Origin of the sequence: Rhizobium sp. AN68 (assembly GCF_030758035.1) — a bacterium.
Taxonomy (GTDB): domain Bacteria; phylum Pseudomonadota; class Alphaproteobacteria; order Rhizobiales; family Rhizobiaceae; genus Agrobacterium; species Agrobacterium tumefaciens.
On record NZ_JARWMI010000003.1, the window covers coordinates 555,822 to 580,866 of the forward strand.

At 59.4% G+C, this 25,045-nt stretch carries 26 protein-coding genes; 11 read left to right on the forward strand and 15 right to left on the reverse strand.

Features of this window, described 5'->3' with window-relative positions:
* Positions 1-64: 64 nt before the first annotated feature.
* The 6 genes from RBH71_RS15690 to RBH71_RS15715 all read right to left on the reverse strand — a co-directional run bounded on the left by RBH71_RS15690 (position 65) and on the right by RBH71_RS15715 (position 6,194).
* Positions 65-802 (reverse strand): 16S rRNA (uracil(1498)-N(3))-methyltransferase, encoded by a 738-nt coding sequence (locus tag RBH71_RS15690; protein ID WP_003515207.1) that lies wholly within the window; start codon positions 800-802, stop codon positions 65-67.
* 20 nt (positions 803-822) lie between these two features.
* The gene (locus RBH71_RS15695) at positions 823-2,328 is read right to left on the reverse strand and encodes an inorganic phosphate transporter (RefSeq protein WP_035252035.1); all 1,506 of its coding nucleotides are present in this window, start codon (positions 2,326-2,328) and stop codon (positions 823-825) included.
* A gap of 161 nt (positions 2,329-2,489) precedes the next feature.
* Positions 2,490-2,930 carry an NUDIX hydrolase gene (locus tag RBH71_RS15700; protein ID WP_013635535.1) on the reverse strand — a complete coding sequence of 147 codons (441 nt, stop codon included), beginning with the start codon at positions 2,928-2,930 and terminating at the stop codon, positions 2,490-2,492.
* Between the two features lie 274 nt (positions 2,931-3,204).
* The gene (locus tag RBH71_RS15705) at positions 3,205-3,975 is read right to left on the reverse strand and encodes an HAD-IIB family hydrolase (RefSeq protein WP_111800666.1); all 771 of its coding nucleotides are present in this window, start codon (positions 3,973-3,975) and stop codon (positions 3,205-3,207) included.
* Positions 3,972-5,318, reverse strand: coding sequence for a glycosyltransferase family 4 protein (locus RBH71_RS15710; protein ID WP_004432251.1), 1,347 nt, complete (start codon positions 5,316-5,318; stop codon positions 3,972-3,974). The genes RBH71_RS15705 and RBH71_RS15710 overlap by 4 nt, the downstream gene beginning before the upstream one ends.
* Positions 5,319-5,420: 102 nt before the next feature.
* Positions 5,421-6,194: a FadR/GntR family transcriptional regulator gene (locus RBH71_RS15715; protein WP_004432249.1), complete on the reverse strand. Its 774-nt coding sequence runs from the start codon at positions 6,192-6,194 to the stop codon at positions 5,421-5,423.
* 290 nt (positions 6,195-6,484) lie between these two features.
* Between RBH71_RS15715 and RBH71_RS15720 the strand changes: the two genes are divergently transcribed.
* Positions 6,485-7,759, forward strand: a complete 1,275-nt coding sequence (locus RBH71_RS15720) for a DUF3422 family protein (RefSeq protein WP_004432246.1) — start codon at positions 6,485-6,487, stop codon at positions 7,757-7,759.
* Between the two features lie 9 nt (positions 7,760-7,768).
* Here RBH71_RS15720 and RBH71_RS15725 read toward each other — a convergent pair whose 3' ends face one another.
* Positions 7,769-8,668 carry a LysR family transcriptional regulator gene (locus RBH71_RS15725; protein ID WP_004432244.1) on the reverse strand — a complete coding sequence of 300 codons (900 nt, stop codon included), beginning with the start codon at positions 8,666-8,668 and terminating at the stop codon, positions 7,769-7,771.
* A gap of 98 nt (positions 8,669-8,766) precedes the next feature.
* Here RBH71_RS15725 and RBH71_RS15730 point away from each other — a divergent pair, with 98 nt between their 5' ends.
* The 3 genes from RBH71_RS15730 (at position 8,767) to glcF (ending at position 12,814) form a co-directional block, all read left to right on the forward strand.
* Positions 8,767-10,215, forward strand: a complete 1,449-nt coding sequence (locus RBH71_RS15730; RefSeq protein ID WP_416349317.1) for an FAD-linked oxidase C-terminal domain-containing protein — start codon at positions 8,767-8,769, stop codon at positions 10,213-10,215.
* A gap of 91 nt (positions 10,216-10,306) precedes the next feature.
* Positions 10,307-11,509 (forward strand): FAD-binding protein, encoded by a 1,203-nt coding sequence (locus RBH71_RS15735; RefSeq protein WP_004432241.1) that lies wholly within the window; start codon positions 10,307-10,309, stop codon positions 11,507-11,509.
* A gap of 3 nt (positions 11,510-11,512) precedes the next feature.
* On the forward strand, positions 11,513-12,814 hold the full coding sequence (gene glcF / locus RBH71_RS15740; RefSeq protein WP_004432239.1) for a glycolate oxidase subunit GlcF: 1,302 nt from the start codon (positions 11,513-11,515) through the stop codon (positions 12,812-12,814).
* A gap of 150 nt (positions 12,815-12,964) precedes the next feature.
* Here the strand turns inward: glcF and RBH71_RS15745 are convergent, their stop codons facing one another.
* Both RBH71_RS15745 and RBH71_RS15750 read right to left on the reverse strand, forming a co-directional pair.
* Positions 12,965-13,624, reverse strand: coding sequence for an outer membrane beta-barrel protein (locus RBH71_RS15745; RefSeq protein ID WP_004432236.1), 660 nt, complete (start codon positions 13,622-13,624; stop codon positions 12,965-12,967).
* Between the two features lie 263 nt (positions 13,625-13,887).
* Entirely contained in the window at positions 13,888-14,661 is a 774-nt protein-coding gene (locus RBH71_RS15750; RefSeq protein ID WP_004432233.1) for a L,D-transpeptidase, read from the reverse strand.
* Between the two features lie 237 nt (positions 14,662-14,898).
* On the opposite strand from RBH71_RS15750, the gene RBH71_RS15755 reads away from it, so the two are divergent.
* Positions 14,899-15,528 (forward strand): DNA-3-methyladenine glycosylase I, encoded by a 630-nt coding sequence (locus RBH71_RS15755; RefSeq protein ID WP_004432231.1) that lies wholly within the window; start codon positions 14,899-14,901, stop codon positions 15,526-15,528.
* Positions 15,525-15,968 carry a hypothetical protein gene (locus RBH71_RS15760; protein ID WP_004432223.1) on the forward strand — a complete coding sequence of 148 codons (444 nt, stop codon included), beginning with the start codon at positions 15,525-15,527 and terminating at the stop codon, positions 15,966-15,968. The genes RBH71_RS15755 and RBH71_RS15760 overlap by 4 nt, the downstream gene beginning before the upstream one ends.
* Before the next feature lie 15 nt (positions 15,969-15,983).
* On the opposite strand, the gene RBH71_RS15765 is transcribed toward RBH71_RS15760, so the two are convergent.
* Positions 15,984-17,027: a YeiH family protein gene (locus RBH71_RS15765; protein ID WP_004432222.1), complete on the reverse strand. Its 1,044-nt coding sequence runs from the start codon at positions 17,025-17,027 to the stop codon at positions 15,984-15,986.
* 82 nt (positions 17,028-17,109) lie between these two features.
* Between RBH71_RS15765 and RBH71_RS15770 the strand changes: the two genes are divergently transcribed.
* Positions 17,110-18,027 carry a LysR substrate-binding domain-containing protein gene (locus RBH71_RS15770; protein WP_004432220.1) on the forward strand — a complete coding sequence of 306 codons (918 nt, stop codon included), beginning with the start codon at positions 17,110-17,112 and terminating at the stop codon, positions 18,025-18,027.
* Between the two features lie 51 nt (positions 18,028-18,078).
* Here the strand turns inward: RBH71_RS15770 and RBH71_RS15775 are convergent, their stop codons facing one another.
* The 3 genes from RBH71_RS15775 to RBH71_RS15785 are packed head-to-tail and all read right to left on the reverse strand — an operon-like array spanning position 18,079 to position 19,336.
* Positions 18,079-18,843, reverse strand: coding sequence for a hypothetical protein (locus RBH71_RS15775; protein ID WP_004432218.1), 765 nt, complete (start codon positions 18,841-18,843; stop codon positions 18,079-18,081).
* 6 nt (positions 18,844-18,849) lie between these two features.
* The gene (locus tag RBH71_RS15780) at positions 18,850-19,119 is read right to left on the reverse strand and encodes a type II toxin-antitoxin system RelE family toxin (RefSeq protein ID WP_004432216.1); all 270 of its coding nucleotides are present in this window, start codon (positions 19,117-19,119) and stop codon (positions 18,850-18,852) included.
* Positions 19,103-19,336, reverse strand: a complete 234-nt coding sequence (locus RBH71_RS15785) for a DUF6290 family protein (protein WP_004432214.1) — start codon at positions 19,334-19,336, stop codon at positions 19,103-19,105. The genes RBH71_RS15780 and RBH71_RS15785 overlap by 17 nt, the downstream gene beginning before the upstream one ends.
* Positions 19,337-19,492: 156 nt before the next feature.
* Between RBH71_RS15785 and hisS the strand changes: the two genes are divergently transcribed.
* The 4 genes from hisS to hisG are packed head-to-tail and all read left to right on the forward strand — an operon-like array spanning position 19,493 to position 23,222.
* On the forward strand, positions 19,493-21,016 hold the full coding sequence (gene hisS, locus RBH71_RS15790) for a histidine--tRNA ligase (protein WP_004432212.1): 1,524 nt from the start codon (positions 19,493-19,495) through the stop codon (positions 21,014-21,016).
* Positions 21,017-21,020: 4 nt separating this feature from the next.
* The gene (locus tag RBH71_RS15795; protein WP_026330619.1) at positions 21,021-21,389 is read left to right on the forward strand and encodes a VOC family protein; all 369 of its coding nucleotides are present in this window, start codon (positions 21,021-21,023) and stop codon (positions 21,387-21,389) included.
* Positions 21,390-21,405: 16 nt separating this feature from the next.
* On the forward strand, positions 21,406-22,533 hold the full coding sequence (locus RBH71_RS15800) for an ATP phosphoribosyltransferase regulatory subunit (protein WP_004432209.1): 1,128 nt from the start codon (positions 21,406-21,408) through the stop codon (positions 22,531-22,533).
* Positions 22,530-23,222, forward strand: coding sequence for an ATP phosphoribosyltransferase (gene hisG / locus RBH71_RS15805; protein WP_004432208.1), 693 nt, complete (start codon positions 22,530-22,532; stop codon positions 23,220-23,222). The genes RBH71_RS15800 and hisG overlap by 4 nt, the downstream gene beginning before the upstream one ends.
* A gap of 63 nt (positions 23,223-23,285) precedes the next feature.
* On the opposite strand, the gene RBH71_RS15810 is transcribed toward hisG, so the two are convergent.
* Together RBH71_RS15810 and RBH71_RS15815 are read right to left on the reverse strand one after the other, a co-directional pair.
* Positions 23,286-23,732: a DoxX family protein gene (locus RBH71_RS15810; protein ID WP_004432207.1), complete on the reverse strand. Its 447-nt coding sequence runs from the start codon at positions 23,730-23,732 to the stop codon at positions 23,286-23,288.
* Between the two features lie 261 nt (positions 23,733-23,993).
* On the reverse strand, positions 23,994-24,428 hold the full coding sequence (locus RBH71_RS15815) for a hypothetical protein (RefSeq protein ID WP_025592588.1): 435 nt from the start codon (positions 24,426-24,428) through the stop codon (positions 23,994-23,996).
* Positions 24,429-25,045 lie beyond the last annotated feature (617 nt).

The window sequence follows — 25,045 nt, forward strand, 5'->3', positions numbered from 1 at the left end:
TGGTTCAGCGCATGTCGCGTAAAACTGTGCAGCGGTTTTGCGATAAAGACATGTGCCAGATAGGTCAATTCCAGTCGCCGATCGATGCCTGAATGACCGCAAGGGCTGCGACCGCAGCCGTATCGGCCCTGAGGATACGCGGCCCAAGCGGGATGGGGGTGACGAAGGCAAGGCTGCGCAGCAACTCTCTTTCCTCTTCGGAAAACCCGCCTTCCGGGCCGACCAGAAGAGCGATTTTGCGTTCCTTGATGGATTGCAGGACAGGCAGCGGATTTTGCCCCGCGTCGCCCTCGTCGCAATAGATGATCCGTCGATCCTGGGGCCAGGTCTCGAGCATGTCTTTCAGTTTCACCGGCTCGGCCACGCCAGGCAACGACAGGATGCCGCATTGCTCGGCGGCCTCGATGGCATTGGCGCGCAGCTTTTCGGTATTGTGGATCTTGCCCTGCACATGCTGGGTCATCACCGGCTGCAAAAGACCGGCCCCCATCTCGACCGCCTTCTGCACCAGATAATCCATGCGTCCGACTTTCAGCGGCGCAAACAGGTAGTGCAGATCCGATGCCGGCGGCTGGGGCCGTGTCTGTTCCAGAGGGATGAGGGTAATCTTCTTGCGGCTCGGAAAGGAGAGCCTCGCCTTCCATTCGCCGTCGCGGCCGTTGAACAGCAGGATTTCCGCGCCATCGGTCATGCGCAGCACATTGGCGAGATAATTGAACTGTTCGGTCGTCGCTTCCTGCGCCGCGCCCGCAACAAGCGGGGTTTCGACGAACAGGCGTTGCATCCGGAAATTTGCGCGCATGGGACTTTTCGGTTTCAGCGTCAGAGAAAGAGGAAGGACATAAGCCAATATAACAGTGCTGCAAGCGTAGCACTTGCGGGAACGGTCACCAGCCAGGCGGCGATGATGGTCATGAAGTGGGATCGCCGGACGAGATAACGGCGGCGTATCTCGGAAGGATTGTCCAGATATCGATCGGCCCGGCGGATTTGACTGGTGCCGGCCTGGACGAGTTCCTGCCGCCGTCGAGACGCTTGCGTGTACCATTCGCGGAAGAAGCCGACGCCGAACACGGCGCCGATCGCCGTATGGGTGGTGCTGACCGGCAGGCCGAAGCGTGATGCGACGAGAACCGTCAGAGCCGTAGCCACGGAAACGCAGAAAGCGCGCATCGGGTTAAGCTTGGTGATCTGTTCACCGACAAGGCGGATGAGGCGCGGGCCATAGAGAAGAATACCGCAGGAAAGCCCGAATGCGCCCACCAGCATCACCCAGAGCGGCGCGCGGGCGGACGTCTCCACTGCCTCGTCGTGCAGTGCTCGCACGATTGCCACCACCGGGCCGATGGCGTTCGAAACGTCATTTGCCCCATGCGCGAAGGACATGAGGCCAGCCGCAAGAACGAGCGGCCACTGAAACAGCGTTCGAAGCGACTGGTTGCGGTTTTCCAATCCCACCGATTGTTTGCGGATGATCGGCACGCACAGCCGCCAGGCGACGAGGCCGGTCAAAAGCCCGATGCCGCTTGCATGGCCAAGCGAGACATGCACGATCTGCCTCAGCCCAACCCAGATGAGATAAGCGGTGAAGACCCCGGTCATGATGCCGATCAGAACAGGAACCCAACGCTTCGCGGCGTCGATCTTGTCCTCCCGGTAGATGATGAATTCCTTGATGAAGGCAAGGAGGGCGATGGCGATGGCCGCGCTTATAAAGGGCGCTAGAACCCAGGCAAAGGCGATGCTGCCAAGCGACAGCCAGTCGACTGCCCGGATGCCATAGGCCGCCATTCCAGCCCCCGCAACGCCGCCAACCACCGTGTGGGTGGTGGAAATCGGCGCTTTCGTCCAGGTCGAGATATTGACGAGAAGGCCGGCGGCGAGAAGGGCCGACAACATAGCCCAGGAAAACACGGTGCGGTCGGGAATGGTCTGGATGTTGATGATGCCGCTGGAAATGGTCTCGACGACGTTGCCGCCGGTGATCAAGGCACCCGCGATCTCGCAGATGGCGGCGATGATGAGTGCCGCTGCAAGCGGCATCGCCTTGGCGCCGACCGCCGGGCCGACATTGTTTGTCACATCGTTCGCGCCGATGTTGATTGCCATATAGGCGCCGATGGCAACGGCTGCGATGATGATGACGGCGCCCGCCGTGCCCGTGACGAAGGCGCCCGCAAATATCGCCGCCAGAACAACGAACATCACCCCCGCACCAAGGCCGGCAAGCTGCTGCGTGACGTGCAGCGTCGCCTCTTCGACACGGGTGATCTTCTCGAGATCCTTGTCGAGCGTCGGCTTCATGTTCGGTGGCGGCTTCATTGCCATTCAGACCTCGTTCGCCAGCATTCCCATTCGTCCGGCAATGTCGCGGGCTGAAGGCAATTTACAGAAAGACTGTTACATCTCGCACATCTTTCCAAAATGAAAGACAGTAAAAGCCATGTTGGAAAAACAAACTGCAGATTGCCACTATTCGGGCGTGGACGCTATTTCGAAAGCGCCATCCGCTTGTCGAAAGTGAGCATGAGCGCTTTCAGTTCCGGCTCGTTGACCCTTTTGGCGGCCTCTTCGGGAGTGACCCATTCAAGCCGTCTGGAATCCTTCTCGGGAAAGCTGTCCTGCAGCTCCGCCACTTCGAGCAGATGTACCTGAACCTTGCACAGCACATTGATGCCGCTGTTCAGCTTTTTCTCATACTCATAAAAGCCGAACGGGGCCTTATCCACCCTGCCTTTGACACCAGCTTCCTCGTAGGCTTCCTGTTCGGCAACTGCATGCGCCTTCTTGTTGGCCATGGGCCAGCCTTTGGGAATGACCCAGCGCCCCGTATCCCTGCTTGTCAGCAACAGGACTTCCGGCTCATGATGTTTTTTGGACGATCGATAGCACAGCGCTGCATATTGCTGTCGCGGCGGTCTGCGCAACATCAAGCCTACATCTGTCGCCAATCGATTCAAAATCTTCAATCCGTGTGGATCCTTCTTCGCCTGTTAGTCGTAACTGCTAATATAGATATCCTTTATGTCCCGCCAATCCCCTCTCACGCATAACCCACGATTGTCTTCATTCCGTTGAAGATCGTAGGCAGCAGGGGATGTGGCAGGGGTGCGAACGAAGACTTTGCCCGGTACGTAACCGTCAGCGACCGATCGCGGAAATACTGCATTTTTTCTGTTTTACGCTATTCAGAACGCAAAACCGCTATGAATTATTGCCGGAACTGCGTTGGCCAGTGTGCAATCCCCAATTCTGGAGACCTTCGATCACACCGTCAGCTTCGGTCGCGCGCGAGAGGAAAAAACGGCTGTCATTGTTCGCCAGCGAAAGAAGCTCCGGCAAGGCATTGCCAACGATCACACCGCGAATACCATTCAACTCGAACATCGCCCGATCATTGCCAGTATCGCCCGCAACGACTGATTCGTCGAGACCAATGTGCAGTTGTCCACATAACCACGCCAATGCCGCACCCTTGTCCGCGGCCTTGGGTAATATGTCGAGGTCGCGGTTGCTGGAATAGACGATCCGGGCATCGATATCCGCCGCAACGAGCGTGTCTTCGATATCACTGAGCGTCTTCTCATCCGCACCATGCAGGAACCAGCTGGATTTGAGTCCATGCTGATAGCGTTCCGCCTGCATGGTCACACCCGGCAGACCGGCCATGACATCGGCGATCTTTTTCCGGTCGAAACCCGTACCGAGCGAATGCGTATAGGCGCTTTCAAGCTCGCCCCGCTCTCTTGCGTGCAGCATGGTGCCGACCCCGCCGATAATGTAGTCGGGCCTCGGCAAAGGGACGTCTTCCAAAAGGGCGAGCTGGTCATCGACCAGCCTGCCGCTATTGAAGACCAGAACCGGGCGAAGATCGTCCGGCAGCGAATGCCAGAAATCGCGGAACCGGCGCGTAGCGGCGTTATCGCCGACGACGGTTCCGTCGAGATCGGTGGAAAACAGGCGAAGCGGTTTCAATCGCCGTCGTTCCATGGCTCTGCCCAATCGGATTCTTCCAGAACAGGCATCAGCGGCCTGCCTTCCACCAGCGCCAGCAATTGCTGCGCGATTCCCGTCCAAGTGAACAGGCTGCGCGCCTTGTGCGCCCCCATGCGGGAAAGCCGCCCATACAGCCGCTCGTGCTTGAACGGCTTCATCATGGTGATGCCAAGGTCTTCCTTATCGAAAGGATCGGCAAACAGCGCGTGGCGGCCGTAGCTGACGGCGCGGAACAGCCCGCCGTGGATGGTTACCACGGTTGGAGTTCCGCTCGCCATCGCCTCGATTGCGGTCATGCCGAATGGCTCGTAACGGCTCGACAGAACGAAAAGATCGGCTGCCCGGTAGATATCAGGCAAATCCTCGTCCTCGACATAGCCGGAAAACGCCACCTTGTCCTCCAGCCCGAGCGATTTGACTCGCTCTTTCAGCTGATTGAGAATGGTGGTTTCCTGCTCGTCCATATTCTCGCCGCCGACGGCCAGATGAAGGCGGGCTTCCGGTTCGCGCGCCGCAAGAACCGAGAAGCCGTCGATCAAAAGGTCGTAACCCTTGTTGGTGGCAAGGCGTCCAAGCGCCAGCACCACCTTGCCCTCGAAACCGAAACGCTGCCGGATCATTTGCCGCGTCGCATCCGAGACGGGGAAGAAGCGGTTGTCGTCATAACCCGGCGGGATCATGTGGATGTGCTTGCGCTTCAGACCGTAATCTTCGATCAGGACGTCGAGTTGCACCGGCGTCGTCGCAATCACCATGTCGCAACTGCGATAGATGATGAGTTCGTGCTGGATACGTTCCTTGAAATTAAACTCAAGTTCGAATGTATCGGCCTTTTCCGGGTAATCGGTTTCCATCTGGCGTTTTTTCCAGAGGCCGAGCGAATGCGGCGTGTGCAAATGCGGGACTTTCAGCGCCTCGGAAAGCCGCTGCCCGGCAACGCCCGCATCCCAGTAATGGCTGTTGATGAAAGAGTAGTTGAGGTTGTTTTTCTTGATGAAGCGCAACGCGTTTTCGCACCATTCCATCAGGTGGCGGTGCAGATATTCCTTGGGAATGAAATCGCGCCCGCCGCAGGGAATGCGCACCACACGGACGCGCTCGTCAACCTCGTCGAATTCCGGCTGGTCTTCGAAGCGGCGGGTATAGAGATCAACGGTGTAACCGAGCTGGCCGAGTTTGCGTGCAAGCTCAAGCACATAAACCACTTGTCCCCCGGTGTCCGCTGCGCCGAGTGGCGGGTGCGCGGCGACATAGCCATGCGTCGATATGAGAGCTATCCTTGGATAGCGTTCAGTTTCGCTCGTGGTCGTCATGGGTCCCATCTTGGTAAATTTTTCCAATTAACCCCAGAAAAAGACCAAAGAGGACAAAAGGTTCCATAAAATCTGAAGAAAAGCGATGCCGCATTTCGTCTGAAGCTGTTTTCAGGCGTTGCGCTGCTGTTGTCGCAGGCGTGAAATCCGGTCCCATTCCCTTGCCTGATGCGCCTTTGATGTGGTGTCCACGATGAAATCGATATGGGTTTCCGCCGCAGCCCTTGCCCCTGCCGCATTACCGCCCGCAATGGCCTCGTGGATGGCGATATGCTGTCTCAGCACCTCGTCATGCGCACCTGCGACACTGAATATGAGATGGCGGTTATAGAAGATGTCGTCGCTCAGGAGCCGGTAGCAGGACCGCAATGTGTGCATCAGCACGATATTATGTGCCGCCTCGCCGATGGCGTTGTGAAATTCCACATCGCTTGCAAGTTCTTCTTCGAAGCGACCAGCCTCATGCGCCTCCCGCATTTTTTCGACGATAGCCGCAAGGTTGCGCCTGTCCGGTTCAGTCGCCCGCTGTGCCGCAAGTTCGGCGGTCATACCTTCGATATATCGGCGATACTCCAGAAAATCCCGCGTTGCGCGGCTGTGGCGTGTGATCAGCGCGCTCAAGGGATCGGAAAAGACCGGACCGACAATATCCGCCACGTAAGTCCCACCGCCGTGCCGGCTGGTGAGAAGGCCGCGCGTTTCGAGTTCCTTCAGCGCTTCCCGCAGGATTGGCCGCGAGACATCGAGCTTCTGCGCCAGTTCACGCTCGCCGGGCAGCCGGTCGCCATCCCGCAATATGCCGTCGAGGATGAGCTCCTCGAAACGTAAGATCACCTCCTGCGATGTGCGGCTGTGCTCTATTCGGGCGAACAGTGTTTCGTCCATCGCAACATTCTCCGGCGAAGTCCCGCCCCGTATTCGATGGGGCAAATTATCAGCGAAGCATCGCACTGGTCAAATATTCTGTCCAGTTCTGCCGTAAGCTCTGCGCGATGCCTGCGGCAACACGGCACCTGCCTTTTTAAACTGGCTTTTGTTAAAGCACCCGCACAGGGTGGTGATGGCGGCTTTTCTCCGTCAGGTGCATCAAAACAATTACATCTGCTTCGATTGCGGTGTCGTCATCGCGATGGATGTTCTAGAAAACCGGCGAAACAGGCGGGGACGATATCGCAATGGCCAAGGGTAGATTTGCTTTCGCAAGCGCGCCGGAAAGATCGCTGGCTCTCGGCGAGGTTCATGCGCGGCCGACCGTGCTTCTCGCGCCGTCGCGCATCATCGTCCAGCTTGCCTTCATGATGGATGGCGGTTCTGCCGTGCATCACTCGGTCATTGCGGAAATGTCGCGTAGCCGGGGTGTCGCGCCGCCGGAACGCGATGCCCGCCACCATGCCATGCCCTGGGGGCAGGGCACGCTGCGCTGGGAGCGGCATACCGAATTCTCGACATGGTTCTGGGATGGCCCCGCGCCGGAAAAATTCGGCGGCGATATTGTCGGCGATCCGTTCGGCGACGGTTTTTCACCACCCGGCTCCCTGATATCAGGCATACGGCTGGAAATCCGTCTAGAGGGCGCAACGGCCCCCAATGCGGAGACCATGTTCGAGCCGACGAGCCTCTGTTACAGCGACGTGCGCGACGGGCAGGCGGCGATCCTCACCGATTTCCGTCAGGATCGCGACGGGTTGACGCAGATATTGGTGATCGACCGTGGCTTGAGCGATTACAGCCGCGGTGCGCTGGTGCAGCGGCTGCTGGATATCGAGACCTATCGCACGCTCGCCATGCTCGGACTGCCGATGGCGCAGACGCTGTCGCCTGAAATCCGTCGCATCGAAGATGGCCTGACGGGAATCACCCAGCGCATGAAAAACGGCGCGCGCGACGAGGCCGATGCGCTGCTGGCGGAGATGACCCGGCTTGCGGCGGAACTGGAAGCCAATGCCGCGCTCAGCCTCTATCGTTTTGGCGCCAGCCGCGCCTATGACGGCATCGTGCGTGAACGTATTCGCGCGCTTGCGGAAACGCCGGTTCAGGGGCACGAGACCATGGGCAGCTTTCTGGAAAGGCGTCTGGCGCCCGCCATGCGCACCTGCCAGTCGGTCGAGGAGCGGCAGGCCAACCTGTCGCGCAAGCTCTATCGCGCCACCGCACTCGTCAGAAGCTGGATCGACGTGGAACTGGAACGGCAGAACACGGTGCTCCTGAACACCATGAACAAGCGCGCCGCCATGCAGCTTCGCCTGCAGCAGACGGTGGAAGGCCTGTCCGTCGCCGCCATCTCCTATTACGTCGTCGGATTGATCGGTTATCTCACCAAGGCGATCAGCCACGACGTGCTGCCGGTTGATCCCGCCGTGGTCACCGGTCTTTCCGTTCCCTTTGCCGTGCTCGGCGTCTGGTGGGTGGTGCGCCGCATTCGCCGCTCACATGTCGAGGGCGGGCACTGAATACCGGCGTCAATCATGCTCCCAATAGGGTGAGGGGCCGTAAAGTCCGGCGAGATAGTCGATGAACAGCCGCACCTTCGCGGGCAGGAACTGGCGGCTTGGATAGACCGCCGACAGCGTGACGTTTCGCGATCCCTCATAGCTGGGTAGAACCTGCACCAGCCGGCCGGCGCGCAATTCGTGGCCGATATCCCAGGTGGAGCGCAACGCAATTCCCAGTCCCGATATCACCGCCTCGCGGATCACTTCGCTGGAATTGGTGACCAGCATGCCTTCCGGGCGGATGCTGAGCGCCCCGCCCGGTCCTTCCAGTCGCCAGATATCGTTGTTGTGGGCCGGCAGGCAGCGGTGCTTCTTAAGGTCCTCGATCGTAGCCGGCATGCCGTGGGCAGTGACATATTCCGCCGAGGCGCATAGCACGCGGCGCACCGGCGCCAGCCGGCGGGCGACGAGGCTGGAGGAATTGAGATCGGCGATGCGGATCGCCAGATCGTAACCGCCTTCGATGATATCGATGAATTCGTCGCTGAGCACCAGATTGACCGACAGGTCCGGGTGGCGCTCCATGAACGTCTTCAGATGCGGCGCAATATGCATGCGACCGAAGGAGGTGGGAGCTGAGATTTTCAGCGTGCCGTTGACGGTGTTGGCGCGCCCAGACACGAAATCCTCGGCATCCTCCAGCCCTTCCAGCACGGCAAGTACCCGTTCGTAAAAGCCCTGGCCCGCTTCGGTCAGTGAGATCTGCCTTGTCGTGCGCTGGAACAGCCGTGCGCCGAGCTTTTCTTCCAGCCGCTTGATACGCTTGGAAATAACAGCGGGCGAATAACCAAGCTCCTTGGCGGCAAGCGACATGCTGCCGGAGGCGGCAACGGTTGCGAAGACCTCCAGATCGCCCAGATTTGTCACAGTTGCCTCCCGATTATTTCCAGAACGGAAAAAATCCTTAGCATTTGATTGCGCTCCTTCAAAGTGGTAAAGAAACAATACCACTTGGCAAGACGTGCATGGAGGAGGGGGCGGTGACGCAGCCGATCAAGTTTCTGGAGCCGCGTGCGGCGGTTTTATCGAGCCGTGACCGCATCATATCCGATCTGAAGGATATCCTGGCCGAGGACTGTCTCGTGCACGAGCCGCGTGAGCTCGTGCCTTTCGAGACCGACGCTTTCGTCTCCTACCGCCGCCTGCCGCTGGCCGTCGCCTTGCCGAAGACCACCGAAGAGGTCGCAGCGGTGCTGAAATATTGTCACCGTTACGGCATTCCTGTCGTGCCGCGCGGCGCGGGCACCTCGCTTTCCGGCGGCGCCATTCCGCAGGAAGATGCGGTGGTGATCGGCCTTTCGAAGATGTCCGCGATCCTCGAACTCGATTTTTACAATCGCACGGCAAGGGTACAGGCGGGCGTCACCAATCTCTCCATTTCCGATGCGGCCGGTGCGGAAGGCTTCTTTTATGCGCCGGACCCAAGCTCCCAGCTTGCCTGCACCATCGGCGGCAATGTCGGCATGAATTCCGGCGGCGCTCACTGCCTGAAATACGGTGTCACCACCAATAATCTGCTCGGCGTAAAAATGGTGCTTGTCGATGGCACGGTGATGGAGCTGGGCGGCCAGCATCTTGACGCCGCCGGTTACGATCTTCTCGCCCTCGTTTGTGGTTCGGAAGGCCAGCTCGGCATCGTCACCGAGGCGACGGTGCGGCTGATTGCCAAGCCGGAGGGCGCGCGCCCGGTGCTGTTTGGTTTCGAAACCTCCGAAGAAGCTGGCTCCTGCGTGGCCGATATCATCGGCGCGGGCATCATTCCTGTCGCCATCGAATTCATGGACAAGCCGGCAATCGAGATTTGCGAGGCCTTCGCCAAGGCCGGATATCCGCTGGATGTCGGCGCGCTGCTGATCGTCGAGGTCGAAGGCTCGGAGGCGGAAATGGACGCCATGCTGGCCGATATTGTCGCCATTGCGAAAAAACACAGCGTGAAGACGGTCAGGGAATGCCAGTCGGCCATGGAGGCCGCGGCGATCTGGAAGGGCCGGAAATCCGCTTTCGGCGCAACGGGCCGCATCGCGGACTATATCTGCATGGATGGCACGGTGCCGCTTTCCCAGCTTTCCTATGTGCTGAAAAAAACAAGCGAAATCACCGACCGCCTCGGCCTTCGCGTCGCCAATGTCTTTCATGCGGGCGATGGCAACATGCATCCGCTGATCCTGTTCAACGCCAACGATCCGGAAGACGCCGCCAGGGCCGAAGAGGCGGGCAATGAAATCCTGAAGCTCTGCGTCGATGCGGGCGGTTGCCTCACCGGCGAACACGGTGTCGGCATCGAAAAACGCGACCTGATGCGTCACCAATATGCCGAGGCTGATCTTGCCCAGCAGATGGCGGTTCGTGCTGCTTTTGACGAGGGCTGGCTGATGAACCCTTCCAAGGTGTTTCCGCTTGAGGGGAGGGGATGATGTACTTTAGCTTTGTAGCCTTGGTGGGTGCGGCTCACCCCTCTGTGCACGGTAGGGCAGAGGAGGGTATTTCTTGCTCGGAGCGCACTCCATGCTGACCCCCTATGCAGAAACCCAGGTCGCCGACATCATCCGCGACCAAACAACCCGAAAAACCCCGCTGAAAATCGTCGGCGGCAACACCCGCTCCGGTTTCGGCAATGCGGTCGAGGCAGATGAAACGCTTTCCTCCCGCGCAATGTCTGGCATCATCGCCTACAACCCTGCCGAAATGGTCATGACGGTCAAAGCAGGCACACCGCTCGCCACCGTCGAGGCCGCCCTTGCCGAAAACCGGCAGATGATGGCCTTCGAGCCGATGGACCACCGCCCGATCATGGGAACCACAGGCGAGCCGACCATCGGCGGCGTCTTTGCTGCCAATGTTTCCGGCCCGCGCCGTTATGTGGCTGGTGCGGCGCGTGACAGCCTGCTCGGCATCCGTTTCGTCAATGGAAAGGCGGAAGTCATCAAGGCGGGTGGCCGGGTGATGAAGAATGTCACCGGGCTAGATCTTTCGAAGCTTCTGGCGGGTTCACACGGCACGCTCGGTTTTCTCACGGAAGTAACCTTCCGCGTGTTGCCGAAACCGCCCGCGGAAAAAACCGTGGTTGTCTCCGGTCTGGACGACGAGGCCGCGACGCGGATCATGGCGGCAGCGATGGCGATGAGCGTCGAGGTTTCCGGTGCGGCTCATCTGCCGGAAAGCGTTCGCTCCCATTTCATTGCAGGTGCGCTGCCGGAAGGTCCGGCGACAATCCTGCGGCTGGAAGGGCTCGGGGCTTCCGTCGAGGCGCGCGCGGCGAAACTCCTTTCCGTCATGGATCGGGTTGGCCCATGGGCGCTGCTGGAAGGCGAGGAGAGTGCTGTTTTATGGCGGCAGGTGCGGAATGTCGCGCCCTATGCCGGGCAAGATGCCAAACCGCTCTGGAAAGTCTCGGTCGCGCCGAGCGAAGGCCACAGGCTGGTTGCTGCCTTGCGCATGGAAGCGGGCATCGATGCCTTTTACGACTGGCAGGGTGGTCTCATCTGGATGCAGATGGAGGCGGACCCGGAAGCGGAATTGCTGCGCGGTGCCATCCGCGCGCTCGGCGGCGGGCACTCCACCTTGATGCGGGCGACCGACGCGGTGCGCGCCACCGTGCCGGCATTCGAACCGCGCCCGGCGGCGGAGGCCATATTGTCTGCGCGCATCAGGGAAAAGCTCGATCCGGCGGGCATCTTCAATCCTGGCAAGATGGGAAGGGCCGTCTGAACCATGCAAACATCCTTCACGCCCGAGCAGCTGGCTGATCCGCATGTGGCGGAATCCGAAAAAATCCTGCGCAAATGTGTGCATTGCGGCTTCTGCACCGCCACCTGTCCCACCTATGTCACGCTTGGCAATGAGCTGGACAGTCCGCGCGGCCGCATCTACCTCATCAAGGACATGCTGGAAAATAGCCGCCCGGCAGACCGCGAAGTCGTCACCCATATCGACCGCTGCCTGTCCTGCCTTGCCTGCACCACCACCTGTCCGTCCGGCGTCGATTACATGCATCTGGTCGATCACGCCCGCGCCCATATCGAACAAACCTATAAACGTCCCTTCATGGACCGCCTGACCCGCAATCTTCTGGCTGCGGTTCTGCCTTATCCCGGTCGCTTCCGGCTGGCCTTGCATCTGGCACGGATCACGCGACCCTTCGCCGGTGTGCTCGCGAAGTTTCCCGCGCTGAAACCGCTGCAATCCATGCTCGCTCTCGCCCCGGCTTCCGTGCCCGCCGTTTCAGCTTCTGCCCGTCCGGGTGAACGGTCAGCCGAAGGCGAAAAGCGTGGACGTGTCGCCATTCTTACCGGCTGCGCCCAGCCGGTGCTTGACCCTGGTATCAACGAGGCGACGCTGCGTCTTCTGGCGCGGCTTGGCGTGGAGGTTGTCGTGCCGAAGGGAGAAGGCTGCTGCGGATCGCTGGTGCATCATATGGGGCGCGAGGCTGAGGCGCTCGCCGCCGCCCGCCGCAATGTCGATGTATGGATGCGTGAAATGGAAAATGGCGGCCTCGATGCCGTCATCATCACCGCATCCGGCTGCGGCACGACCATCAAGGACTACGGCCATATGCTGCGGCTTGATCCGGCCTATGCGGACAAAGCCGCACGGGTATCGGCACTCGCGAAGGACATCACCGAATATCTTGCCACGCTCGACCTGCCACAGAAGGAAAGCCAGGGCCTGACGGTTGCCTATCATTCGGCCTGCTCCATGCAGCATGGCCAGAAGATCACCATGGCACCGAAGCAATTGCTGAAAGCGGCTGGTTTTACCGTCCGCGATCCGGCGGAAGGGCACCTCTGCTGCGGGTCGGCCGGAACCTACAACATCATGCAGCCGGAGATCTCAGGAAAGCTGAAGGCGCGCAAGGTGAGGAACATCGAGGCCACACGCGCGGATGTCATTGCCACCGGCAATATCGGCTGCATCACGCAGATCGCGACTGGCACGGAAATGCCGATCCTACACACGGTCGAGCTGCTGGACTGGGCTTATGGCGGACCGAAACCCGCGAGGCTTTTGGCTTAGAGCGCCGTTCGCTTGTAAGGGCCATGGGACCCGACACAAGGTTCGGGCCGGTGCGTCGTTCGCTCTGATCATCCTGTGACAAGCACAGGATTGAGGTTTGAGGGTAGCTTGGCACCCTGTCGGAAAGCGCCCTCTATTTCCATCCCAGCTTTAGAACTTGTAGGCCACGCCGAAGTTCACCGCATTGGTCATGATATCGGTTTTCAGCTTGCCGCCATTGTCGATATCCACGTCGATAAAGGAGTAGGTGCCCTTATATTCCACGAAGGTCGACCAGTTGTCGGTTATGCGGTAGCTAAGGCCGGCCTGCGCCTGCAGGGTTGCGCCACCGAACTGGTATTCGAAGGTTTTGCCGGAAGCCCGGGTAACCTCCACATGCGGCACGTTGATGCCAACGCCCGCGCCCACGTAAGGCGTCAGGCGCCAGGTCTCCAGCGGGAAACGATAGAGCGCGTTCAGCGTCAAAAGGTTCAGGCCGTCGGTGAACTCGAAATGCGACCAGCCGGAACGCGCCAGCGTCTGGTCGTCGGCATAGACTTTGTCATGGGTGTAATCGAGCGAGATGCCGAGATTGTTGAGCTGGCCTTCCTCGAACCAGTAGGTGCCGCGCACCCCCCAATAGGCAGGGCTCGAAAATGACTTGCCTTCCCACCCCGCCCGGAAGTCCGTTCCGTCCGAAACCGTGACATCGCTGTGCGGGGCGCTTTGCCAGCCGCCGTAACCGGAAAATTCAAATTCCCCCGCGATTGCGGAAGAGAAGGAAACGCCGCTGAGCAGCAGGGTGCAAAGAATGGAAACGTGGCGCAGCATGGGGAGAATCCAGTTTGGTGTTGAGGACACACCAAACCGCTTTTTAGTAACATTTAAATGACAGAAACGAAAAACGGGCGGTCAGTTGACCACCCGTTTCAAGGCCGTTCCATCATCCCCCTGAGAGAGGTCCGGCGCCTGGCGTCCCCCGCCAAGTCTCCTTCAATCAATCTAGTAGCGATTGTACCGCTGCGGGACATCAATTCAAGCGCGATCTGCCGCGGTGTGGGCTGCAAGTCCGCGTATTAGCGGCACCGTTGCCGTCATATCACAATGACGGTTGTTCCGACGTTCACACGCTCGTAAAGATCGGTGACATCCTCGTTGCGCATGCGGATGCAGCCTGAGGAATTGTTGCTGCCGATCGTCCAGGGCTGGTTGGTACCGTGGATGCGGTAAAGCGTTGATCCGAGATACATGGCGCGCGCGCCCATCGGATTGGCAGGGCCGCCTTCCATGAAGGCCGGAAGGTAGTGTCCCTTCGTCGCTTCGCGGCTGATCATTTCTTTCGGGGGCGTCCAGCTCGGCCATTCCGCCTTGCGGGTCACCTTGTGTGTTCCGGCCCATTCGAAACCGGGCTTGCCGACACCGACCCCGTAACGACGGGCCTTGCCATCCGCCATGACGAGATAGAGGAAGCGGTTCGGCGTATCGATGACGATGGTGCCGGGCTTCTGAGTGGTCTGGTAGCTCACGATCTGGGGCAGGAATTGCGGGGCGATCTGCGTGCGCACCGGCGCATTCGGGCGAACGGCGGCGTTCTGTACCCGGGCCGGGCGCTGCGAGGTGACGCCGGAGCTTGGGCGCTGTGGCATGGCGGCCTGGCGCTGCTGGAAGAAAGGCTGGCGGGCTGCTGGCGCGCGCGGGTAAACCACGGGGCGCACATTGCCGCCACCAAGCTGAGTTACCCAGGGGGCGGAAAGGTCTGGACTGACGACGACAGGCGGGCGCTCCCGGTAACGCTCACCAGCTGCGGCGGCCGGGGCGGCGAAGGTGGAAACGAGGCTCAGCGCCAGAAAAACGGACTTCATCGTCATCGGGTGGACTCTCTCTGCGGTATGTCGCAACAATAGCAATTGCGGGATCATTCGCCCGCCTTGCCGGCTACGTTCGCACCTTGACGCCAGCGAATCGTAAATGGCTGTTCATTAAAAAGCGCTTGATTAGAAAAAGCTGGATTTAAGGTTAGCGACCCGTTTTGAAACGTGGTGAATGAGTGGTAAGTGCGCGCATCACGCCGGTCACGGGCGGGAGCGAAAAAGGGTGGTTGCGGTATGAACGAGGCGGGACTTGAAACGGGCGCGGATGGCCGCGTGCGGTGTTTCTGGCAGCAGGGACTTGAGGATTACAGCCGCTACCATGACGGAGAATGGGGTTATCCCGTCACCGACGATCGCCGCCTGTTCGAGAAGATATGTCTCGAGGGCTTCCAGTCCGGGCTCTCTTGGCTGACGGTGTTGCGCAAGCGCGAGGCTTTCCGTCTTGCCTTTGCCAATTTCGAATTCGAAAAAGTGGCGCAGTTCGGTGAAGCCGACATTGAGCGCTGTGTTGCGGACAAGGGCATCATCCGCCATCGAGGCAAGATCGTGTCGACCATCAACAATGCCCGTCGCGCCATAGCGCTCCGGGACGAATTCGGTTCGCTTGCCCATTATTTCTGGGGGTTCGAGCCTTCCGCCGCAGAAAGGCCGCAAAGGCTGGACTATGCGACGTTAAGGGCCAACCCCACCAGCGACGCGTCCATTCGTCTTTCCAGGGATTTGAAAAAGCGCGGCTGGACCTTCGTCGGCCCGACGACCGTCTATGCATTCATGCAGGCCATGGGTATGGTCAACGATCATATCGAAGGCTGTCATTGCCGTGAGCCGATCGAGGCCATGCGGCGGGAGTTTGTACGTCCATGAAAGCAAAGTCCCTTCTTCTGGCTTTTGCCATGGCCGTGGCGGCCGTGCCGCATCCATCCTCTGCGGAAAGCCGCAACGTCGACGGCATCTGGCTGGACGACGGCGAAAGGCTCAAGGAAGTTGCCCTGCCGCCCACCGGGCCGCTGAAACTAGATGGCTGGACACGGCGCGGCCGTGGAGATGTCTACCGCCTGAAGGTCAAAGCCGGGCAGACGATGAAGGTCGAGCTTACCTCTTCCAGCGAATTCGTCCTGATGGCGATCTTTGATTTTTCGACGCCGGATCAGGACGCGATCTTTTTCAGCGACTCCGAAGGTAAAATCGCCACGTTGACGCCGAAGGCGGATACCGAATGGCTGATCCGCCCGACGCTTATCCTGGGATCACCGCGTCGCGGGCTCGGCGCGCATTATATCCTGACGGTCAGCACTCAGAAATAACGGCCCGCCGCACCTTCAGGCCGTTTGCGTCAGCGCGATCAGGCCGAAGCTCAAGATTCCAAGCACCACGAGCGAGAGGCTGGCGGCGACGATGACCTTGCCCCCGGCATGGCGAAGGCTGCGAATGTCGACCGACAGACCAAGTGCCGCCATCGACATGATGGTGAGGATGTTGGAGAGCGAGGCGAGGGGGCCGAGCAGAACCTCGGGAATGAGGCCGAAGGAACGGGCCATGATCATCAGCACGAAGCAGATGATGAACCACGGAACCATCTGCTGCAACTTCAGCCGGCCCTTGCCGGACTGGCCGTGGATGACGGAGAGGGCAGCAATGACCGGCCCCAGCATCAGGACGCGTATGAGCTTGACGATTGTCCCGGTCTGCACCGCAACGGCGCCGAGCGGGGCGGTGGCGGCTAGCACCTGCGGTACGGCATAGACCGTCAGGCCCGCGAAGATGCCATACTGGGTGGCATCAAGACCGAGAAGCTGCGGCAGAAACGGCATCAGCAGAACGGCGGCGACACCGAGAACGGCTGTAAAAGCAATCGATGCGGCGACATCTTCTGGCTTGGCGCCAATGGCGGGCGCTGCCGCCGCAATGGCCGAATTGCCGCAGATGGAATTGCCGCAGGCGATAAGGGTTGCGAGTTTGGGTGGCAGCCCCAGCATCCGCCCGGCGGCATAGCTGAAGATCAGCGACAGGGCGACGATGACAGCGATGCCGCCGATCAGCAAACCGCCGGCGCCTTTTAGAATGGCAAGGCTCAAGGATGCGCCAAGAAGCGCCACCGCAATCTCGAGCAGGGTCTTGGCACTGAACTTGATGCCGGCCGAAGCAACCGCTGGCAGCGACACGAGCGAACGCAAAAGCGTACCGATCAGAATAGCCAGCACCAGATCGCCGAGCCATGCATGTCCGGCAAGCCGCACCTGAAATCGTTCCGCCAGAATGGCAGCGCAACTGACCGCCGCGCAAAGCAGAATGCCCGGCAGAAGCGGGGTCAGCGAACGAAAAGAAGACTGGAAGGGATGAGTGAGGGTGCGATGCTGTGCCATGGCCAGACAATGCCGGAATGGCCTGTTTTATTCTATCAAATAATATGGCATATATTATTCGATAAAATCGAATGAAAAAGCCATGACCTTCGAACAACTCCGCATTTTCATCGCCGTCGCCGAACGCGAGCACCTGACAAGGGCCGCGCAGGCAATCGGTTTGACCGCCTCGGCTGTCAGTTCCGCTATCAAGAACCTCGAGGCATTTTACAATGTCGAGCTGTTTCATCGCGTCGGCCGCAATATCGAATTGACCGAAAGCGGCCGGGTGTTTCTGGGTGAGGCCAGGGCGACGCTGGCGCGTGTGCGCAGCGCCGAACTGATTCTCTCCGAAATGGGCGGTCTGACGCGCGGCGAAATCACTGTCTGCGCCAGCCAGACCATTGCCAGCTACTGGCTGCCGCCGATCCTCATGCAATTCAAGAAGCTTTATCCGGGTGTTACGCTGAAACTCGATATCGGCAATACGAAAACGGTAACGCAGGCCGTGCTCGATGGGCTGGCTGAGGTCGGCTTCATCGAGGGCAAGATCGACGAGCCGGCGCTGATGGTGCAGCCCGTGGTATCCGACAAGCTTCTGGTCGTCACCGGCTCCGCCCACCCCTTCGCCGACGGCCGTTATCTCACCGCCCTCGATATTCTATACGGAACGTCCTGGGTGTTGCGCGAACAGGGTTCCGGCACCCGCTCCGCCTTCGAGGCGGCGGTGCGGCAGATGGGTGTCGACCCGGCAGATCTTTCCGTGATGCTGGAACTGCCCTCCAACGAGGCCGTGGTGATGGCGGCACGCTCCGGCGGCGCGGCGACAGCGGTTTCCGCTTCCGTCGCTTCCCTGTTCTTACGCCAGGGATTGTTGGTCCGCGCCGGCATCGATCTGCCCGCCCGCAATTTTGCTCTGTTGCGCCACAAGGAACGTCACACCAGCCGTGCCGCCATGGAACTGGAACGCCTCAGCCGTGCCGCCTCGGAGGACTACAAGGCCGGTCTTGCCGGTTTGTAGGTCGAAAGGCCGCGCGGCATTATCGGGATCGCGGTGAGCGGGCAGAGCCTATCACGTCAGCTCATGCGCAACGACGTGATGAACGATTCGATAGTCCCTGCTTTCCTCTCCCAACGGAACGAGTGGCCATTCCCATGCGGCGGCCGGCGCGGACAGATCAACGCCGTGCAGCAAGTCCTCGTGCTGGTGCAGGCTGCCGTCTTTGCCGATAACGTCAAAGGATGTGTCCGTTATCAGGCACACCTTGCAGGGAAGGGCGGCCAGCGCATCCAGATGCGTCTGCATGAGCCTCGGCAAAAGGTCATCAGGCGCGCCGGCAATCTTCTCCCGCTCCAGCCGATGCCGCGCGCCGGTGCCGATCTGTGACAGGAGGTTGGCCGAGACGACGAAATCCAGATAGGGCACCCGCCGCAGGAACTCGAGCGGTTCCGGTTCTTTACCTGCAACGATATCGTCAAAACCGGAAAGATCGCGGTTGACGATGCGCACATTCTTTTTGGAATTGAAGCGCAGTTTCGCCTGCACGCTGGCAAGATGCACCAGATCGACCAGAACCACGGTATCGAACATCGCCACCAGCGCATCGTATGGCACGTCGCGCAGCAGACCCGACCCGAGAACCACCGCCGTCCGTCTCTGTTTGAGTTTTCTCACCGATTGCAGCACAAATTGCTGGCTGTTGTTTTCATGCTCCGCCCATGCTGTTGCGCAGCGATTGGCGCGCGCCCATAGATTGACGGAATAGCGGATATGCGGCCGGAATGGTTTCGGCGTGGCCGCACGCGTGGCGGCATATTGCAGGGCTTCGAGGATCATTGATGCCTAACGGTAAATTTCGCGGCGATGGCCAATTTCCACCACCAGCACGACAAGCTTGTGGTCCTGTATATCGCAGATGATACGGTAATCGCCTACCCGGTAACGCCAGAAGCTGCCGAGTTCTGAGCCTTGCAGGGCGGCACCTGTCTGGCGGGGATTGTCGTCCTGGACGACCCGGTCCGCCAGAAAAGAAACGATGCGGTTCGCGTCCTGCTTTGCCAACTTTCCAAGCTGTTTGACGGCTCGGTGCTGAAATTCAATTTTCCAGGTCAAGATCGCGCATCACTTCTTCCAGATTATAGGTGCGCTCTTTATTGGCAATGCGCTGTCGCGTCGCCTCTTCGGCTAGATAGAGATCTTCCATATCCTCAATATGTTTCTCAATCGCCTCGCGGATATAGTAAGCGGACGTACGGCCCGTGCGCTCGGAAAGCGCTTTCAGCCGTTCATAGGTCTCGTCCGGCAGGCGGATGGCAGTCTGTTTGCTCATTGCTTGCGCCCTTTTCGACTAAAATGGGATACATGCATCCCATATAGCATTGTTTGCCCCGTGCGGCCAGTAGAACCAGAGGCTTTGCGGCTTGCCGCACCGGGCTTCATCATCTAATACACCGGCATAATTTCAGGAAAATATCGGATCGGCATCATGAGCGAAAAAGCAAAAAAGCCTCAGAAACTGAAAGCCCGCCTGCCGCGCGGCTTCGTGGACCGTTCTGCTGCCGATATCCATGCCACCAATGAAATGATCGACAAGATCCGCAAGGTCTACGAGCTTTACGGCTTCGATCCGGTGGAAACACCGCTGTTTGAATATACCGATGCGCTCGGCAAATTCCTGCCTGATAGCGACCGTCCGAACGAGGGCGTATTTTCGCTGCAGGATGACGACTACCAGTGGATGAGCCTGCGTTACGATCTCACTGCACCGCTTGCCCGCCATGTCGCGGAAAATTTCAACGAAATCCAGCTGCCCTACCGTACCTATCGCGCCGGTTATGTGTTTCGCAATGAAAAGCCCGGCCCCGGCCGCTTCCGCCAGTTCATGCAGTTCGATGCCGATACGGTCGGTGCTGCCGGTGTGCAGGCCGATGCCGAAATGTGCATGATGATGGCCGATACGCTGGAAGCGCTTGGTATTGCGCGCGGTGATTATGTCATCCGCGTCAACAACCGCAAGGTGCTGGACGGCGTCATGGAGGCCATCGGCCTTGGTGGCGAGGAAAATGCCGGTCGTCGCCTGAACGTGCTGCGCGCCATCGACAAGCTCGACAAGTTCGGCCCTGATGGCGTGAAGCTGCTGCTCGGTCCCGGCCGCAAGGATGAGTCCGGCGATTTCACCAAGGGTGCGGGTCTCGGCGAAGAGCAGATCGAAAAGGTTCTGTTTTTCGTCGGCATCAAGGATTATGCGGAAAGCGCCGATGATCTCGCACAACTGGTTGCGGGCACATCCAAAGGCGCGGAAGGCGTCGATGAACTGAACATCATCGGCTCTCTGGTTTCCGGTGCCGGTTACGATGCGACGCGTATCAAGATCGATCCCTCCGTCGTGCGCGGTCTCGAATATTACACCGGCCCTGTCTATGAGGCCGAACTGACCTTCGACGTCACCAACGAAAAGGGCGAAAAGGTCGTATTCGGCTCGGTCGGCGGTGGCGGCCGTTATGATGGTCTCGTCTCTCGCTTCATGGGTCAGCCGGTTCCGGCAACAGGCTTCTCCATCGGTGTTTCCCGTCTGATGACGGCCTTGAAGAACCTCGGCAAACTCGGTCAGGTCAAGCCGCTCGCCCCGGTTCTCATCACCGTCATGGATGGCGATGTGGACAGCATGGGCCGTTACCAGCGCTTCACGCAGGCGCTGCGTGCCGAGGGCATCCGCGCCGAAATGTACCAGGGCAACTGGAAGAAATTCGGCAATCAGCTGAAATATGCCGACCGTCTCGGCTCCCCCATCGCCATCATCCAGGGTGGTGACGAGCGCGCCGAAGGCGTGGTGCAGATCAAGGACCTGATCGAAGGCAAGCGCCTGTCGGGTGAAATCGAGGACAATGCCAGCTGGCGCGAAGCGCGGGTGGCACAGATCACCGCGCCAGAAGCCGAACTGGTGGCGAAGGTTCGCGAGATTCTGGAGCATCATGCAGAGGACGTTCGCCGCGCCGCTGAAGGGCGCTGAGGCGATGGCGATCCTCGCGCTCGATCACCTTCAACTGGCGATGCCCGTCGGCCGGGAAGACGAGGCGCGCGCCTTTTATGGCGACCTGCTCGGCTTTGCGGAGCAGGCAAAACCCGCCAATCTGGCGGCGCGCGGCGGATGTTGGTTCTCATCTGGACCGATAAAACTCCACCTCGGCATCGATCAGGATTTCAGACCTGCCAGGAAAGCCCATCCTGCCTTTCTGGTAGACGATCTCAGTATCTTGCGAAAAACACTTGAAACTGCAGGCTACCATGTGGTTGAGGATGAGCCGCTCGAAGGATATCACCGGTTTTATGTCCTTGATCCCTTCGGAAACCGCATCGAAATGATGCAGCCGCTCGAACCGTGACGAAAAGTACCGTTCCATGCCCCTGATCGACATGCCGGAATTTTCCGGAGAGCTACTGGAAGAATTCGCCGCGCGCCGCACAAGTCGTGTGAACACGCCTGTCATCCAGCCTGCCGAACCGTTTCTGGATATGGCGGGCGAGGATTTGCGTCGGCGTATTTTCATGACGGAGAGCGAGACAGGTGAAAGCCTTTGTCTGCGCCCGGAATTCACTATTCCCGTCTGCCTGCGCCATATCGAGACAGCGACGGGTACGCCGAAGCGTTACTCCTATCTGGGCGAGGTCTTCCGCCAGCGCCGGGAGGGTGCGAACGAGTTTTATCAAGCCGGCATCGAGGATCTTGGCGATACCGATATCGCCGCCGCCGATGCCCGCGCCGTGATTGATGCAACCGCCATCCTGAAACGCCTGCTGCCTGGCCGCTCGCTCGCCGTCACGCTGGGCGACCAGCAGGTGTTCGAAGCCGTTGTGGCAGCGCTCGGCCTGCCGCTCGGTTGGCAGAAACGGCTGGTGCAGGCTTTCGGCGATATGGCGCAGCTCGACGCGCTGCTGGAAAGCCTCGTGCACCCCAAGCCCATGACCGGCCTTGACGCGCGGGTCGCTGGACTTCTGGCAACGGGCGAAGAGGCGGTGCTGGTCGATTATCTCGACACGGTAATGCAGGAAACCGGCTATTCCACCAATGCCAGCCGCTCGCCGCAGGAAATCGCCCGCCGTCTGCGGGAAAAGCTGGCGCTTGCCGCCACGCGTCTGCCGGATGAGAGTTTCGAACTGCTCAAGCAGTTTCTGGCCCTGCAGGCGCCCTTGCCGCAGGCCTCGCAAGTTCTGGCCGATTTCGCCGCGAAGGCGAAGCTGAAACTGGACGGTGCGCTTTCCGCTTTCGATAAGCGTGTTGCGGCCCTTGCGAATGCCGGGGTCGATCTCGAAACAGTCAGCTACGGCGCGGCCTTCGGCCGTCCGCTCGATTATTATACTGGCCTCGTTTTCGAGGTGATGGAAGAAGGTAGCGATAGCGTTTTGGCCGGTGGTGGCCGTTTTGACCGGCTGCTGACGCTGCTTGGCGCGCAGGAAAAAATACCGGCCGTGGGCTTTTCCCTCTGGCTGGATCGCATCGAAACGGTGCGCGGGAGCGATAAGCCATGATCACCATTGCCTTGCCCTCCAAGGGCCGGATGAAGGAAGACGCCTCCGCCGTTCTGGAACGCGCCGGGCTGAAGGTCGCAGCTGTCGGTAACGACCGGTCCTATCGCGGCCGCATCGAAGGGCGCGACGATATCGAGATTGCCTATCTCTCAGCCTCCGAGATCGCCCGCGAAATTGGTGCTGGCAGCGTGGATTTCGGCGTGACGGGTGAAGACCTGGTGCGAGAGGGGCTGACCAACGCCGATGCGCAGGTGGAATTCTGCGCCCGCCTCGGTTTCGGCCATGCCGATGTCGTTGTCGCCGTGCCGGAAATCTGGCTGGATGTGGACAGCATGGCCGATCTCGGCGATGTGGCCTCGGAATTCCGTGCCCGTCATGGTCGCCGTTTGGCAATCGCAACCAAATACTGGCGGCTGACGCAGCAGTTCTTTTCGCGCCAGCACGGCATTCAGCTTTACCGCATTGTCGAAAGCCTTGGCGCCACCGAAGGTGCGCCAGCGGCAGGGCAGGCGGATATCATCGTCGATATCACCTCCACCGGCTCGACGCTGAAAGCTAACCACCTGAAAATCCTCTCCGACGGCATCATCGTCCGCTCGGAAGCCTGTTTCGTGCGCGCCCGCAAGCCGGAGCACGAAGGTGATCCGGCGGTTCAGGAGATCGCGGCGCGAATAAAAGCGGCTGTCTGAAAGCACAAAAGAAAAAAGCCGCCGGATCGCTCCGGCGGCTTTTTTCTTGGTCAGCCTATGGGTTCAGGCGCGGGCGGCAACGAAGCCGCGCTTTGCGTCGACGGAGTAGGCGCCTGCACCGAAGGTTGCGAGCAGGATATAGGCGCCGGCAAGGGTGATGTTCTTCATCAGCATGATGCCGTTCAGCGTGTTGATCCAGCCGAGAGCAGGCTCAGGCCAACCGGGAACGGCAACGGTGCCGCTGTGGAATACGAGGCCGGTGAACACGCAGAATGCTGCAAGCGCCCATGCGGCGATCTTCGTCTGGAAACCGGCGAGAATGGCAAGACCGGCAACGAGTTCGAACAGGCCGGCAAGATAGGCAAGCGCGGTTGCGGCAGGCATGCCGGCGCCCGAGATCATGCCGGCAGTGCCAGCCGGATCGGTGAGTTTGCCGAAGCCGGAATAGATGAAGATGAAGGAAAGCAGAATGCGGGCGATGAGAACGAGAGCGTTCTGGCTGCTGGACATGGAGTATCTCCGGTAAGTGATCGGCGTGTCGCCGGTTAAACTGCAAGGTGATGTCTGGAGATATCAATGACCGAAAATCATGCTTCTATAAAGATGAACAATAGAAGACAAATTGTCTTCATTTTGTGAACGACCAACAATGTCGTTCAATGACATTGAGCGCGCATCCCCGTTTGAACGGGACCATTCGACTCGATCTATCCATTTGTTTTAAAAAAATTTCCTGACATAAAGCCGCTGCGCAGTTTCACTGGAAACGCGCTAGGCGGCGAAGCGCATATCCTCGAAACGCGGAAACAGGAAGAGCCCCGAAATGCGCCCTTGCTGGCCGATCTCGAAACCCGAGGATTCGCCCATGCAAATAAGCGGCTGCCGCATTGCCGGCAGGGTGAACAGGCCGGTGGAAAAGCAGAAGCGTGAGGGTGCGGCGGAAGCCTGTTCGAAAATTTCGAGCACGCGGTCGTGGTGACCCCGATCGTAACAGCGGATCAGGCTGAGCAGGCCGCACTCACCCTGCGGCAGCCCATGCATGAAAGATGCATGTTCGCCAAGCTTGATGACGCCGCTCGAAAGATCGCCGCTCCATTCCTCCGAAATAAAGAAATGCGACAGGGTCTGAGTATCCGGCATGGTTGTCGCGGCCGCAGGCAGAGCATCGTTGCGTCTTGATATTTCGAACAAATCGCGCCCCCGCATGAACATCGTACCAGCGCTGCAATCTCAAGCGTCGCTGCCAAGTTGATTTTTCATCGCCATCCGCATTCGAGCGTGCTTGCCAAGCATCGAACCCCTTCAATGCTTGCATCCCGCCGCGGCACCCTCACGGGCGCTGACTTATAGTTTATTTTCTTCTACCCACAACAACCTGTCAGAGAGAAAATCAAAAATAATATGTATTCCTTCATCGTAATCGCGAAATATATGAAAAAAGACAACTAAATGTCGTGCTTATAAACTGGAGAGGGCGAAAATCCGCCCCATCGGCAATTGTGATTCGCCTCTATCGGCACCCGATTATTGCACGCGCTGCCAAAAACAAGCCGACTAAAGTTATCGCTGTTTCAAAAAGAGACAATATTTTTTAAGCCCGATCCCGGCAAGTGAAGATATCGCGCCAGCTCTCACAAGGGGCATGGGAGGCAACGAAAAAAGGGCGATCCGAAGACCGCCCTTTCGTATTCCAGTGACAGGAGTGATTAGAAGTCCATGCCGCCCGTCTGGCGCGCTTGCGACGCCAGATCACCAAAAGGCATGGGCGGCAGCGAAAAAAGGGCGATCCGAAGACCGCCCTTTCGTATTCCAGTGACAGGACT

Bases quoted from the DNA above. Each gene is read 5' to 3' on its own strand.
- RBH71_RS15800 (WP_004432209.1), top strand. From the start codon at position 21,406: ATGCCCCTGATCGACATGCCGGAATTTTCCGGAGAGCTACTGGAAGAA.
- RBH71_RS15730 (WP_416349317.1), top strand. From the start codon at position 8,767: ATGGAGGAGGGGGCGGTGACGCAGCCGATCAAGTTTCTGGAGCCGCGT.
- RBH71_RS15745 (WP_004432236.1), bottom strand. From the start codon at position 13,624: ATGCTGCGCCACGTTTCCATTCTTTGCACCCTGCTGCTCAGCGGCGTT.
- RBH71_RS15690 (WP_003515207.1), bottom strand. From the start codon at position 802: ATGCGCGCAAATTTCCGGATGCAACGCCTGTTCGTCGAAACCCCGCTT.
- RBH71_RS15775 (WP_004432218.1), bottom strand. From the start codon at position 18,843: ATGATCCTCGAAGCCCTGCAATATGCCGCCACGCGTGCGGCCACGCCG.
- RBH71_RS15700 (WP_013635535.1), bottom strand. From the start codon at position 2,930: ATGTTGCGCAGACCGCCGCGACAGCAATATGCAGCGCTGTGCTATCGA.
- RBH71_RS15810 (WP_004432207.1), bottom strand. From the start codon at position 23,732: ATGTCCAGCAGCCAGAACGCTCTCGTTCTCATCGCCCGCATTCTGCTT.
- RBH71_RS15795 (WP_026330619.1), top strand. From the start codon at position 21,021: ATGGCGATCCTCGCGCTCGATCACCTTCAACTGGCGATGCCCGTCGGC.
- RBH71_RS15720 (WP_004432246.1), top strand. From the start codon at position 6,485: ATGGCCAAGGGTAGATTTGCTTTCGCAAGCGCGCCGGAAAGATCGCTG.
- RBH71_RS15695 (WP_035252035.1), bottom strand. From the start codon at position 2,328: ATGGCAATGAAGCCGCCACCGAACATGAAGCCGACGCTCGACAAGGAT.
- RBH71_RS15770 (WP_004432220.1), top strand. From the start codon at position 17,110: ATGACCTTCGAACAACTCCGCATTTTCATCGCCGTCGCCGAACGCGAG.
- RBH71_RS15760 (WP_004432223.1), top strand. From the start codon at position 15,525: ATGAAAGCAAAGTCCCTTCTTCTGGCTTTTGCCATGGCCGTGGCGGCC.
- RBH71_RS15815 (WP_025592588.1), bottom strand. From the start codon at position 24,428: ATGCGGGGGCGCGATTTGTTCGAAATATCAAGACGCAACGATGCTCTG.
- hisS (WP_004432212.1), top strand. From the start codon at position 19,493: ATGAGCGAAAAAGCAAAAAAGCCTCAGAAACTGAAAGCCCGCCTGCCG.
- hisG (WP_004432208.1), top strand. From the start codon at position 22,530: ATGATCACCATTGCCTTGCCCTCCAAGGGCCGGATGAAGGAAGACGCC.
- RBH71_RS15765 (WP_004432222.1), bottom strand. From the start codon at position 17,027: ATGGCACAGCATCGCACCCTCACTCATCCCTTCCAGTCTTCTTTTCGT.
- RBH71_RS15750 (WP_004432233.1), bottom strand. From the start codon at position 14,661: ATGACGATGAAGTCCGTTTTTCTGGCGCTGAGCCTCGTTTCCACCTTC.
- RBH71_RS15715 (WP_004432249.1), bottom strand. From the start codon at position 6,194: ATGGACGAAACACTGTTCGCCCGAATAGAGCACAGCCGCACATCGCAG.
- RBH71_RS15755 (WP_004432231.1), top strand. From the start codon at position 14,899: ATGAACGAGGCGGGACTTGAAACGGGCGCGGATGGCCGCGTGCGGTGT.
- RBH71_RS15710 (WP_004432251.1), bottom strand. From the start codon at position 5,318: ATGGGACCCATGACGACCACGAGCGAAACTGAACGCTATCCAAGGATA.
- glcF (WP_004432239.1), top strand. From the start codon at position 11,513: ATGCAAACATCCTTCACGCCCGAGCAGCTGGCTGATCCGCATGTGGCG.
- RBH71_RS15735 (WP_004432241.1), top strand. From the start codon at position 10,307: ATGCTGACCCCCTATGCAGAAACCCAGGTCGCCGACATCATCCGCGAC.
- RBH71_RS15785 (WP_004432214.1), bottom strand. From the start codon at position 19,336: ATGAGCAAACAGACTGCCATCCGCCTGCCGGACGAGACCTATGAACGG.